The 12,609-nt window shown below is 30.8% G+C and carries 11 protein-coding genes; 1 reads left to right on the forward strand and 10 read right to left on the reverse strand.

Features of this window, described 5'->3' with window-relative positions:
- Position 1: 1 nt before the first annotated feature.
- The 8 genes from arfB to B3J26_RS00790 form a co-directional block, all read right to left on the reverse strand.
- Positions 2-394 carry an alternative ribosome rescue aminoacyl-tRNA hydrolase ArfB gene (gene arfB / locus B3J26_RS00755; protein ID WP_219034336.1) on the reverse strand — a complete coding sequence of 131 codons (393 nt, stop codon included), beginning with the start codon at positions 392-394 and terminating at the stop codon, positions 2-4.
- The gene (locus tag B3J26_RS00760; protein ID WP_291072701.1) at positions 394-1,560 is read right to left on the reverse strand and encodes an MFS transporter; all 1,167 of its coding nucleotides are present in this window, start codon (positions 1,558-1,560) and stop codon (positions 394-396) included. The genes arfB and B3J26_RS00760 overlap by 1 nt, the downstream gene beginning before the upstream one ends.
- A 16-nt stretch (positions 1,561-1,576) precedes the next feature.
- A complete protein-coding gene (locus B3J26_RS00765; RefSeq protein WP_115000882.1) occupies positions 1,577-2,530 on the reverse strand; it encodes an aldo/keto reductase in 954 nt (317 codons plus the stop codon).
- Between the two features lie 261 nt (positions 2,531-2,791).
- Positions 2,792-5,752, reverse strand: coding sequence for a sensor histidine kinase (locus tag B3J26_RS00770; RefSeq protein ID WP_291072702.1), 2,961 nt, complete (start codon positions 5,750-5,752; stop codon positions 2,792-2,794).
- A gap of 58 nt (positions 5,753-5,810) precedes the next feature.
- Positions 5,811-6,605: a LytR/AlgR family response regulator transcription factor gene (locus tag B3J26_RS00775; protein ID WP_291072704.1), complete on the reverse strand. Its 795-nt coding sequence runs from the start codon at positions 6,603-6,605 to the stop codon at positions 5,811-5,813.
- Positions 6,606-6,685: 80 nt separating this feature from the next.
- Positions 6,686-7,840 (reverse strand): MFS transporter, encoded by a 1,155-nt coding sequence (locus B3J26_RS00780; RefSeq protein WP_286495202.1) that lies wholly within the window; start codon positions 7,838-7,840, stop codon positions 6,686-6,688.
- Between the two features lie 8 nt (positions 7,841-7,848).
- Entirely contained in the window at positions 7,849-8,238 is a 390-nt protein-coding gene (locus B3J26_RS00785) for a VOC family protein (RefSeq protein WP_291072706.1), read from the reverse strand.
- 3 nt (positions 8,239-8,241) lie between these two features.
- Positions 8,242-9,321 carry an NADH:flavin oxidoreductase/NADH oxidase gene (locus tag B3J26_RS00790; RefSeq protein ID WP_280061220.1) on the reverse strand — a complete coding sequence of 360 codons (1,080 nt, stop codon included), beginning with the start codon at positions 9,319-9,321 and terminating at the stop codon, positions 8,242-8,244.
- 297 nt (positions 9,322-9,618) lie between these two features.
- Here B3J26_RS00790 and B3J26_RS00795 point away from each other — a divergent pair, with 297 nt between their 5' ends.
- Entirely contained in the window at positions 9,619-10,953 is a 1,335-nt protein-coding gene (locus tag B3J26_RS00795) for an NAD(P)/FAD-dependent oxidoreductase (RefSeq protein WP_115000890.1), read from the forward strand.
- A gap of 71 nt (positions 10,954-11,024) precedes the next feature.
- Here the strand turns inward: B3J26_RS00795 and B3J26_RS00800 are convergent, their stop codons facing one another.
- Positions 11,025-11,678, reverse strand: coding sequence for a hypothetical protein (locus B3J26_RS00800; protein WP_219034331.1), 654 nt, complete (start codon positions 11,676-11,678; stop codon positions 11,025-11,027).
- Between the two features lie 143 nt (positions 11,679-11,821).
- Positions 11,822-12,607, reverse strand: a complete 786-nt coding sequence (locus tag B3J26_RS00805) for a zinc ribbon domain-containing protein (RefSeq protein ID WP_125349270.1) — start codon at positions 12,605-12,607, stop codon at positions 11,822-11,824.
- Between the last annotated feature and the right edge of the window lie 2 nt (positions 12,608-12,609).

Consider the following 12,609-nt stretch of genomic DNA (forward strand, 5'->3'; position numbering starts at 1 on the left):
TCTAAAATTTAAACCTACGACCATCTTTTTTCTCAGCTTGTTGTTTCTTTTGATTCAGTCTTTTTTGCTGAGAAGCTTTAGTAGGTTTAGTCTTTTTTCTAAACTTTGGAATAATCAATGCTTTTTCAACTAATTCTAACATTTTCTTTGTTGCAGATTCTTTATTGTCCAATTGAGAGCGAGATTCTTGCGAATTGATTTGTAAAAATCCTTCTGAATTAATCTTATTTTTTAGCTTTTCTGTGATTAATGCTTTTTCTTCATCAGAAAAAAATTGGGAAACTTCAACGTTCCATTTTGCTAAAACCATCGTTTCAACCTTGTTTACATTTTGCCCTCCTGCACCGCTACTTCTCGCTGTTTTATATGTTATTTCATAAGAAAAATCTTTCATCACTTATTATTTTTATTGAATAAAATATGAGAAATCAAACAGATTAAAGTAAAAAAAACGCCAACAGCAACCACTCCATTCCATTGAAATTTATCCCACGCATTTGCTGCAATAAATGTTCCTAAAGATCCACCAATAAAATAACTCGTCATATAAACTGTATTCACTCGATTTCCTGCTTTGGCATCTAATCCAAAAATAATATTTTGATTAGAAACGTGCATTGCTTGTAAACCTAAATCGATCAAAATTACGCCAACAATTAACCCCCAATATGTATAACCAAACTCATAGAAAAATCCCCAAGAAATTAACATAATGAGAATGGAATAAAAGATTATTTTGGAGGTCGATAAAACTTTCGAAACTCTACCAACCAAAGCTGCTGCTAAAGCACCTACTGCACCAATTAAACCAAATGCTCCAGCGACATCGCTTCCAACAAAAAATGGTGCTTCTTCTAAATGAAAAACCAATGTTGTCCAAAATGCACTAAATGCTGCGAAACCAGTTGCACCACGAAAAGAAGCTAATCTTAATTGAGGTTGAGTTTTTACTAAATCTACAATCGATTTCATCAAAATACCATAAGTTCCTTTGAAATTTGGTTGTATTTCTGGTAAAAATATATAGATGAAAATCCATAATACAAACATTAAAACTGCACCTATCAAATAAACTTCTCTCCATCCTAAATATTCTCCAATAAAGCCACTAAAAACGCGAGAAAGTAGAATACCAACAAGCAAACCACTCATAACCATTCCCACAGCTTGCGCTTTGTTTTGAGGTTCTGCTAATTCAGATGCCATTGGCACAAAAACTTGCGGAATAACTGAGGTAAAACCGATTAGAAAACTTAATGGAAAAAGCCAACTTACGGATGGTGCAAAATACATTCCCAAAAGAGCTACAATTACAAAAACAAAATCGATTAAAATCATTCGTTTTCGTTTCAATAAATCTCCTAAAGGAATAATAAACAACAATCCACAAGCGTATCCAATTTGTGTTAACATTGCAATATTAGAAACTTTACTTTCGGAAACATTAAAATCTTTAGCGATTAATGACAATAATGGCTGATTGTAATAATTATTTGCCACAACCAAACCGCTCCCAATAATCATTATCCATAAAATGATTGGAGTTAATTTGGGTTTCATTTGTAAATTTTCCATTCTAATATTCGCTTGCTTCGGTCAAAAGTTTAACATCATCATGAGATAATTGCACATTTACAGCTTCTACAAAAGCATCAAGATGTTGTTCCTTAGTCGCACTCGCAATAGGAACTACAACTGTTTTCTGATCCATTAACCAAGCCAAAGCAACTGCTGAATAAGAAATATTATATCGCGTAGAAATAGTTTGTAAAGCGTCCAAAATTTTGAATCCTCTTTCGTTCAAATATTTTTTGATTCCTTCTCCTCGTAAACTTTGTTGTAAATCTTCTTCAGTTTTATATTTACCTGATAAAAATCCACTCGCTAAACTATAATAAGGAATAACAGCTAAATTGTATTTCTCAGCAACAGGTTGCAAAAATTCTTCAAAATGCTGACGATCATACAAATTATATTCAGGTTGCAAGGTTTTGTATTGCGGCAAATTGTAAAGTTCTGATTTATCCAACGATTCAATCAATCGCTCCGAAGAAAAATTAGACGCACCAATATATCTCACTTTCCCTTCTTTTATCAATTGATTATAAGCGGATAAAGTTTCTTCAACAGGTGTATTTACATCATCATAATGTGTTTGATACAAATCAATATAATCTGTTTGTAAACGGATAAGTGATTCTTCTACTTCTTTTAAGACATGAGCTTTTGTAGTATTTGGCTTATCTTGAATCATATTTCGTCCACCAACTTTCGTTGCCAAAACGATTTGATCTCTCACTCCTCTCGATTTTATCCAATTTCCGATAATTCGTTCAGATTCTGTTCCAACGTTACCATCCACCCAATACGAATAGTTATTTGCAGTGTCTATCGCATTAAATCCTCTGTCCAAAAATCCATCTAAAATTCGAAAAGATTCTTCTTCATTCAATGTCCAACCAAAAACATTTCCTCCGAAAAAAATTGGTTTTATCTCTAAATCTGTATTTCCTAATTGTACATTTTTCATGGGTATAAAGATAAAAAAAAAGCTACTTTGCAGTAGCTTCTTGTTGTAAAATTTTTTGACTCACACGTCGAAAAATGTAACTTTTAAGATACTTTATGGTGTCTTCATAGGTTTAGAAAACAAAGCATCAAAGTTTAATACTTAGTTTGAAATCGATACTGCAAATATATATACTGAATAATATCTATCATTAAAATAGAGTTTAGATTTCGTTAATTCACGTTTCAGCAAGGTGAATTGTAAATTTATTCAGGTGAAATTTTAATCAACTTTCAAAATCATTCGAACTTTTGTTCCTTTTTCATGAAAATCTATAAAAATATTTTCTTCAATATTATGATTAAGCAATTGTAAACGCTCATTAATAATTTTAAGTGCTTTCGAATCGTGAGTTTTATTTTGCGTAATTTGTGTTGTATTTCCTTTTCCGTTATCTTCAATAATTATTTCTAAATAATCAATTTTTATTCTAATAATCAATTTGATAATCGGTTGCAAATGGTTTTGATCAAATGCGTGAACAAAAGAATTTTCGATAATTGGCTGAATCAACATTGGCGGAATTTTGATACGATAAATATCCAATTGGCTATCAATTTGAACATCAAATTCTATTTTATTTTTCCATCTAAAATTCTCAACTTCAACATATAATTTCAAAAAATCAATTTCATCTTTCAAACTAATTTCATCTTTTGTTGAAAGATTTAACATCTGACGAATCAAATGAGAAAAACGTCCCAACGAATTTAACGCATTATCAATATCATTATCCAAAATATAAAACTGAATAGAATTCAACACATTGAAAATAAAATGCGGATTCATTTGAGATTGTAAGGCTGTTAACTTCGTTTCGGTTAATTGTCGCTCTAATTGCAAACGTTGATTTTCTTGTGTATTTTTCTCATTTAATTGACTAATTTTTAATTGATTAAATTTATTTAACGTCTTGATTTTATTTGTATTATAACGATAAATAATCAATCCTAAAGTTAAGACTGACAACAAAATAAAATAAATATTCAAGTAAAAAGGTTCGTCAACATTCAACGAAACCAAATCAATAATTTGTTTTTGTCCGTTGCTTGTATCTGTTATTTCTAATTGAATACGATATTTACCATATGGTATATTCCGCAAATAAATAGATGGGTTATAAAAATACTCATTCCACTTTTCATCAGGATTTACACGATATCTGTACTTATAACTTTGAGCGAAATTAGCATCAACGACAGCAAAATTTAGTGTAATATTGTTCTCATTATTTTTTAAATTCAAATCTTTATCAATCAAATCAAACCACATAAATTTATCTATCCCAAAAGATTCATCATTAATTTTAAAACTTGTAATAATAATCTCTTTCGACTGATTTTTTTGCTTTAATAAATTCTCAAGATTTAACTTATAATAACCATTTTCAACACCAATTGTAGCCGTTTTTCCGTCAAAAATAGACGAATGTATATCCTTATTCACAAAACCTTGTTCATTGCCAATCATATATGTTTTACCATTATTGAAAACGAGTAAATTACGATTGGTTCCAATTAAAATTGAGTTCCCAAAAATGTCAATTGAACTAATATTTTCTCCACCAATTTCACGAATATTAATTACTTTTTTTGTGATTAACTCATCTCCCTTTATCTCTAAAATATAAACTTTCGCAAATTCTGTTGCAACCAACAACTGATTATCTCCAACACATTTTATCATTTTAATTTTAGATTCTTTAAACTGATTATTTTGCAAATACGAAATAAAATTTCCATTTTCATACTTGAATAATCCATCTAAAGAAGATCCAAAAAATACAGCTTTTTTATTTTGACAAATCGAAACAACATCTTTCGGAACATTGGCTTGCGCAGCGGAATATGAGTGATATTTTAGGTTATTCAAATCATCAAAAACCAAAATTCCTCCAAAAGGATTTGTTTGAATAAATTGATTATTAAAATACGTAAATTGACTTGTTCGATTAGGTAAATAATCTTTGAATTCTCCATTAAAATCTAACTCGAAAAGTCCTAAATTAGTTGCTATAATAAACGAATTATGACGAATAATCATTTTATAAAAACGAAGATTTTTTTCTTTCAAATCAAAATCAATTTCATAAAAATCTTTATTTGATTGACTTAAAAAATCTTTGAATTTTGACTTATTTCGAAGCATATATTGATAAAAAGCATCTCTCTTTATCTGTTTATTAAATACGTTGTTCTCCTGAAAATAAAGACCTTCTGACGTTAAAAAATATTGTGTATTTTCAACTTTTAAAATTTCAATGACTTTTTTATTATCAATCGTAGAAAAATCTAAAAAATGATTAAAATGAACTTCAAAAAGCCCTTTATCAGCGCTTCCAACATAAATTAAATCATTCGTTTTACTACTAAAAACTCGATAAGGATAATCCGAAGTAATTTTAAAATTCTCTGTTTGATCTGTTATTTTATTATTCTTTAACTCCGCAACCATCCCATTTCCTGCTCCCGTTTCGTAACCTGCTAATAAAAAAGAATGACGTTTATCTGAAATGTTGTGATTTCTAAAAACTGGAAAATCATACGTTTTAAAATTCAATTTTTTATTCAAAAAATCGTTTATCGGAATAACATTAAGACCTTTAGACGATGACAAATACAAATCATTATTATACAAAAAACTATAATTAATTCGATTGAAAGGATTGGCCAACTTCAACTTATCACGATGAACTTCATAAACACCATGATCGATTGTTGCAACATAAACTTTATTTTGATATTCGAAAAAAGACACCGCTTCGAACACAATATTGTTATTTTTTTCGAAAGAAGGATTGTAAATTTTCTTTGATTTTGTATCAATAATCGAAACGCCTCCTTGCGCTGCAACATATATTAAATCATCTAAATAAAATAAATTTCGAACGCGATCCGAAACCAACCCTTTCGCTGTATTAATTTGTTCAAAACGTTGACCTGTAAATTTCAATATTCCTTCTCCATAACTTCCAAACCAAACATTATGCTCTCTATCTTCTATTATTGTCCAAACATTATTGTATTGTACTTTCTCGAAGCGTTTCATCATTTTGAAATTATCCATGTCTTTCACAAACACGCCAAAACGAGTTCCAACCCATAAAATTTTTCGAGAATCTTTATAGACACTCAAAATCTCATTGGCAGGCAAACCATTTTCGTACGTGTATTGTTTTGTCAAAACATATTGCGCAGAAAGTTGATGAGAGCAAAGAAATAAAAGAAGTAAAAAAATGAAGTTACGCAACCACATTCGATAAAATTTTATACCCCAATGAAGTCACAGGCAGATTTGATTCGCCGTCTTTTGGATGACAATTAAGAATCAATAAATTGTTTCGTTTATCAAATTTTTTAGCAAAATTAATATTGACTAAGTATGATCTATTTACACGGAAAAAATTGGTTTGATCAATCAAATTTTCTACTTCTTTTAGCGTTTTAGTTACCATGTGCACATCTTTTTCAGTAAAAATTGTACAATAACTATCATCCGCTTTGCAGTAAATAATATCTTCAATTTTCAGTACCAAAACCTCTGTTATAGATGGAATAAAAATAATTCCATGTTCATTTTTGAAAACATCTTTCAGATTATCTGTTTCTACCTCATCTTCAAAATCATCTGCAATATTGATAATCTCTTTCGTTTTTTGTGTTTGATTTTGACGTTCTACAAAACGATTCAATAATACTTTAAGGTCAGAAATTGAAATAGGTTTCATCAAATAACCCAAACATCCCCATTGATTTACAGCTTCTAAAATATAGTCTGAATGAGCTGTTGTGAAAATGACATCAAACGTAATATCATCGAAATAATCAAATAATTTAAACCCAAATTCCTCTGGCATGTGAATATCCAAAAAAACGATATCTGGTTGATTTTCCTTAATTTTTTCAACGCCTTCTTTTACAGAATTTGCAGTATCAATGGAAACAAAAAAATCTGGCAAAGCATGTTGAATAATTTTCTTTAACCCTTGTTGAGCAAAGTGTTCATCATCTATAATAAGAGCTTTGTAATGATTCATTTGAGTTTAATTTGTTACAAATATAAACTAAAAAAGGATGCTCCGTAGAACATCCTTTGATTATGATTGAAGTAATATTTTTAAACTCTTTTCGATTTTAATTGTAAAAAGATTGCTGCAATTATTGATCCTACCGAAGCCATAATAAAGCCAACCCATAGTTGCGAATTAAATCCTAACCCCATTGCAATCGGAATTCCTCCTAAAAATGCGCCTAAAGCATTTCCGATATTAAAACTTGCTTGACCAGCCGCTGCTGCTAAAGTTTCTGATCCTTTTCCGTTATTAATCAACATCATTTGGATTGGCGAACCAATTGTAAACGCAATTAATCCTGTAATAAACGACATAATATAAGCCATTATTTGTATGTGAGAAGTGAAATAAACAATCACTAAACAAATCGCCATCGAAGCAAATGAGATAATTGCAGCTTTATTTGGCGACATGGTATCTGCCAATTTTCCACCTATAAAATTACCTACAAACATTCCTAGACCAATCAAGGTCATAATAATTGGAACTTTTGTTTTGGGTAAATCTGCCACATTTGTCATTAATGGAGAAATGTAACTTATCCACGCAAATAATCCTGAAGTTCCGATAGAAATCATCACAATTAATACCCAAGCTTCCCATTTTTTGAAGAAACTTAATTGTTCTACCAAACTTCCTTTGTTTGTATTTTTAAGATTCGGAACCCAAAGAGAAATCGCTAACATTGTGATTAATCCTAAACTTGCAATAATCCCAAACGTTAATCGCCACGAAAAAACTTGTCCTAATTTCGTCCCTAATGGAACTCCGACTAAATTCGCAAACGTTAATCCCGCAAACATAATCGAAATAGCTTGCGCTTCTTTTCCTTTTGTTGCTAATTGTGCTGCCACAACAGATCCTACTCCAAAAAACGCTCCATGAGGTAAACCAGACATAAAACGAGCAATTAATAAGGTATTGTAACTTGGTGCAATAACAAAAAGTGAATTAAAAATGGTAAACAATAACATAAAAAAGATTAAAACTTTTTTAGGCGAATATTTACTTGTAGCCATGATCAATGTTGGAGCTCCAACCATTACGCCCATTGCATACATTGATATAAAATTCCCTGCTGTTGGAATTGAAATATTCAAATCTTTTGCAAAATCTTCTAAAACTCCCATCATCGAAAATTCCGTCATTCCGATGGCTAAACCTCCCATTGCTAAGGCAAGTAAACTCTTTTTTACCATTTATTCTTCTATTCTTCGTATAATTCTATCGGCAAACCGTCGGGATCTTCAAAAAAAGTAAACTTCTTTTGCGTGTATTCATCCACACGAATTGGCTCTACCATCACATTCAACTGCGTTAATTTTTCTACTTCATTTTCTATATTTTCCACAGCAAAAGCAATATGTCTCAATCCAGAAGCTTCTGGTCGAGAAACACGTTTTGGTGGATTAGGAAAAGAAAATAATTCGATGCAGTAATAATTTTGCAAAGCTAAATCTAATTTATAAGAATCACGTTCTTTTCTATAAACTTCTTGCACAATTTCGAATCCTAAAATTTCTGTATAAAAGGATTTCGATTTTTGATAATCTGAACAAATGATTGCAATATGATGGATTTTTTTTAATGCTAACATGGTTTATGCGTAATGATTATTTTTTGCTCTTTCATATTGTGGCAACCACTTTATATCTTCGTCCAACTCTTTTGCAGCACGCAATGCAAAATATGGATCACGTAATAATTCTCTTCCTAAAAAGATTAAATCAGCTTCATTATTTTGAAGAATTTCTTCGGCTTGTTTTGGTTCAAAAATTAATCCAACAGCTCCAGTAATTATTTCAACTTGATTTTTAATTTCATTTGCGAATGGGACTTGATAATTTTTTTTGACATCAATTTTTTGATGACTCACTCCTCCTCCAGACGAAACATCAATCACTTCTACTCCATTTTGTTTTAATATTTTACACAATTCAATTGTTTCATCTAAATTCCAACCATTTTCTGCCCAATCCGAAGCTGACAAACGAACCCAAAGCGATTGAGTTGTAATATATTTTTGCATTTCAGCAACAATTTCTAACACAAAACGAATTCTATTTTCGAAACTTCCTCCATATTCATCTATTCGATTATTAATTAAAGGCGAAAGAAATTGATGAACCAAATAACCATGCGCACCATGAATTTCTAAAATTTCAAAACCAGCTTTTATGGCACGTTCAGTTGCTTTTCCCCATTCTTCTACAACATTTTCAATTTCAGAAATTGTTAATTGATGTGGAATTTCATCCGATTCATTAAAAGGTAAATTAGAACTCGAAACTGTTTTCCAACCATTTTTTTCGTCAGATTTTATTTGATTGTGTCCCAACCAAGGTTTTTCTGTACTTGCTTTTCGTCCTGCATGCGCTAACTGAATCCCAGGAACGCAATTGTATTTTTTGATTTCAGAAGTTAATTTTTGATACGCTTCGATATGTTCATCTTTCCAAATTCCTAAATCACCATATGAAATTCGACCTTCTACAACAACCGCGGTAGCTTCTTGTATAATCGCCGAAACATTACCTACTGCACGCGAAACATAATGTTGAAAATGCCAATCATTTGGAAAACCATCTTCCGAAGAATATTGGCACATTGGCGACATAATAATTCTATTTTTTAATGAAATAGATTCATTTATATTAATTGATTCAAATAATTTGCTCATTACTTGTTTTTTTGATTTGATTAATTTGGAATAAAATTCGTGAATTTGATTGATTTCTTAAAATGATTCAGCTTAAAAATAGTTTAAATTCTAATCTTTCAGAAAAATTAAAAAAGCGTCGAAATACACAAAATCATAAATAATTTTAACAATTTATTTAAAACTGACAAAAAACATAAATTTAAAAAAATCTAATAATCAATCCGATATCATAGTAAATATCTAAGGTTCAGAATAATTTTTAATAAATCTTTCATTGTTTCTTAGTTTGTTCGTAATTTTACAAAAAAGTGAATTTTGGAAAAGAAAAAGATTGTCATTTTAGGTGCTGGATTTGCCGGACTTAAATTAGCCCGTAAATTAAATAATAACCCACACTTTTCTGTTACACTTATTGACCGCTATAATTACCACCAATTTCAACCCTTATTTTATCAGGTTGCAACTGCAGCGATTAACGCAAGTGATATTTCGTTCCCTATTCGAAAAGTATTTCAAGGGAGTAAAAATGTGAGCGTTCGTTTAGCCGAAGTTACAGCAATTAAGAAAGATCAAAATATTGTTGAAACCACAATCGGGGATTTTTCCTACGACTATTTGGTTGTTGCCATGGGATGTACCACAAATTTCTTCGGGAACAAACAAATTGAGGAATTATCATTCCCAATGAAATCGACAAATGAAGCTTTAACGCTTAAAAATCGATTATTAACAAACTTCGAGAGTGCATATTCTGCAGAATCTCCAGAAGAATTGGAAGAAATTATGAATATTGTCGTTGTAGGTGGAGGACCAACAGGAGTTGAGCTTTCAGGTGCAATTGCGCAAATGAAAAAATTCATTCTTCCGAAAGATTATCCAGATTTAGATTTCTCTAAATTGAATATTTATTTGATTGAAGGAGGTCCAAATTTATTAGGTCCAATGTCTGAATTGGCGCACAAAAAGTCTTATGAATATTTGACAAATATGGGCGTAAATGTTTGGACAGAAGGTCGCGTAACTGACTACGATGGAAAAACAATTTCTTTGGCTGATGGTCGTACAATCAATACTCGAAATTTGATTTGGGCTGCTGGAGTTATGGGAAATGTGCCTGAAGGAGCAGTAAAACAAGAAGATTTGCAACGAGGAAATCGTTTGAAAGTAGATCGTACTTCTAAAGTTTTAGGAACTGAAAACATTTATGCAATTGGAGATATTTCTTCGATGGAAACACCGAAGTATCCTCATGGACATCCACAATTAGCACGTGTTGCAGGAGATCAAGCTGAACAATTGGCGAAAAACTTTGACAAATTAGGACAAGGTTTATCTGAAGATAAATTGACATTGTTCGAATACAAAGATCCAGGTTCTATGGCAACAATTGGTAAACGCAAAGCAGTTGTCGATTTACCTAAATTCTCTTTCTCTGGACGTTTGGCATGGTTTACATGGATGTTTTTGCACTTGATGTTAATCTTGACTGTACGTAACAAATTAGCTATTTTCTTAAACTGGGCACAAACTTATTTTACAAATGATTCATCATTACGTATTATTGTTCGTCCAACGAAAAAAGATTTTAGATTTAATTTGAAAGGTTATCGCCGTTTCCCAAAGAATCGTGATAAAGAAGTAGAAGCTTAATCAAAAAAGTATATCAATAAAAAACACCGCTAAAAATTTAGCGGAGTTTTTTTTATCTATAAATTGAAATTTTATTTTCTTGCAGAAGGTCTTCTCACTCCTGTTTTTACTCTTTCTGTTGTTGCTGATTTTGCATTTACAGCACCTTTTGCAGATTTGTTGTATAATTGAATGAAATCAAACAATCCGTCAAAATCACCCGTCAATGTTTTACCATTCGAAACTCTCAAAGCAAAGTTTGTAGACAATAAACTTCTGTTATAAGGATCAAAATAATTTTTTAAGTTAATAGATCCTGAAGAGAAATCTGTATCTAATAATGCAAATGTTCCTGAATTAAGAACTGGTACATAATTTTGCATAATAGGATCTTCGTAATATTCGATATAATCCAATCCTCTATCATTATTTTCTGTTACGTAAGTTCCATTAAAATTTAAATCACCTCTTTGAAAGATTTCTAAATACAAATAAGAGCCATATAATTTTCCATTTTTAGGAACCGGATTCGTCGATAACTCTACACTATAATAATATCCTCCATCTGCTTTTTCAATATCAGCTACAACTGCATTTCGAAGCGGAAAAGAAACGCCATCATAATTGATTTGTCCAACATTTACAATTTCTGGTCCGTTGTCATAGTATCCATCATCATTATTCACACAAGATGTTAATGATATAGACGAAACCGTTAACATTGCTAAAAATATAATTTTTTTCATAATTTCTAAATTTTCAAACTAATTATAATGCCAATATTACAAATAGCGTGCTAAAAAATAACAACAACCAGTTTTGGCATAAAAAAAGTGTCACACAAACGTGCAACACTTTGATATTAAATAAAATATTTTTTAACAGAAAATTATCCTTTGATAACGATTTCCATTTTTTCTTGCTCTTCTAAAGCCAATTCCAAATCAACCAAGATACGTCCTGAATGTTCATCAGCGATAATTTTTTTACGTTGAGCGATATCCATCTGTCTTTGTGGTGGAATTGTAAAGAAAGATCCCGCAGAAGCTCCACGTTGTACAGGAACAACAGCTAAACCATTTTTCACAGAATTTCTGATACGGCTGTAAGCATCTAATAATCTTTGTTCGATTTTAGCAGAATATTCAGAAGATAATTTCAATAAATTACTTTCTTCTTTTTCTGTATCTTTTACAATTGTATCCAACTCAGCTTGTTTGTGAGATAAATGCTCTTTCATTGAATTTAATTTTGCATTAAATTCTTCAACTTGTGCATTTTTTTGAGAAATTTTAACTGTAAACTCGCGAATACGTTTTTCAGATAACTCAATTTCCAAACCTTGATACTCAACTTCTTTAGCTAAAGCATCAAATTCTCTGTTATTTCGTACGTTATCTTGTTGTTTCGTGTATTTTTTAATTAAAGCTTCAGCATTTTTGATTGCTTCTTTCTTCAATTTAATTTCTTCATCCAAACCTTTAGTTTCGTCAACTATTTTTTGGATTCTCGTTTCTAATTGTGCAACATCGTCGCTCAAATCTTCAACTTCTAAAGGTAATTCACCTCTTGTGTTTCTGATTTCATCTAAACGTGAATCAATTAATTGCAAGTCGTATAACGCGCGAAGTTTTTCTTCTACGCTTAGTTCTTTGATATTTTTTGTTTCAGACATAG

The sequence above is a fragment of the Empedobacter sp. UBA5987 genome (assembly GCF_002429865.1).
GTDB lineage: Bacteria > Bacteroidota > Bacteroidia > Flavobacteriales > Weeksellaceae > Empedobacter > Empedobacter falsenii_B.

Excerpts from the sequence above, each read along its gene's own strand:
- arfB (WP_219034336.1), bottom strand. The coding sequence starts at position 394 with ATGAAAGATTTTTCTTATGAAATAACATATAAAACAGCGAGAAGTAGC.
- B3J26_RS00760 (WP_291072701.1), bottom strand. The coding sequence starts at position 1,560 with ATGAAACCCAAATTAACTCCAATCATTTTATGGATAATGATTATTGGG.
- B3J26_RS00790 (WP_280061220.1), bottom strand. The coding sequence starts at position 9,321 with ATGAGCAAATTATTTGAATCAATTAATATAAATGAATCTATTTCATTA.
- B3J26_RS00800 (WP_219034331.1), bottom strand. The coding sequence starts at position 11,678 with ATGAAAAAAATTATATTTTTAGCAATGTTAACGGTTTCGTCTATATCA.
- B3J26_RS00785 (WP_291072706.1), bottom strand. The coding sequence starts at position 8,238 with ATGTTAGCATTAAAAAAAATCCATCATATTGCAATCATTTGTTCAGAT.
- B3J26_RS00765 (WP_115000882.1), bottom strand. The coding sequence starts at position 2,530 with ATGAAAAATGTACAATTAGGAAATACAGATTTAGAGATAAAACCAATT.
- B3J26_RS00775 (WP_291072704.1), bottom strand. The coding sequence starts at position 6,605 with ATGAATCATTACAAAGCTCTTATTATAGATGATGAACACTTTGCTCAA.
- B3J26_RS00780 (WP_286495202.1), bottom strand. The coding sequence starts at position 7,840 with ATGGTAAAAAAGAGTTTACTTGCCTTAGCAATGGGAGGTTTAGCCATC.
- B3J26_RS00805 (WP_125349270.1), bottom strand. The coding sequence starts at position 12,607 with ATGTCTGAAACAAAAAATATCAAAGAACTAAGCGTAGAAGAAAAACTT.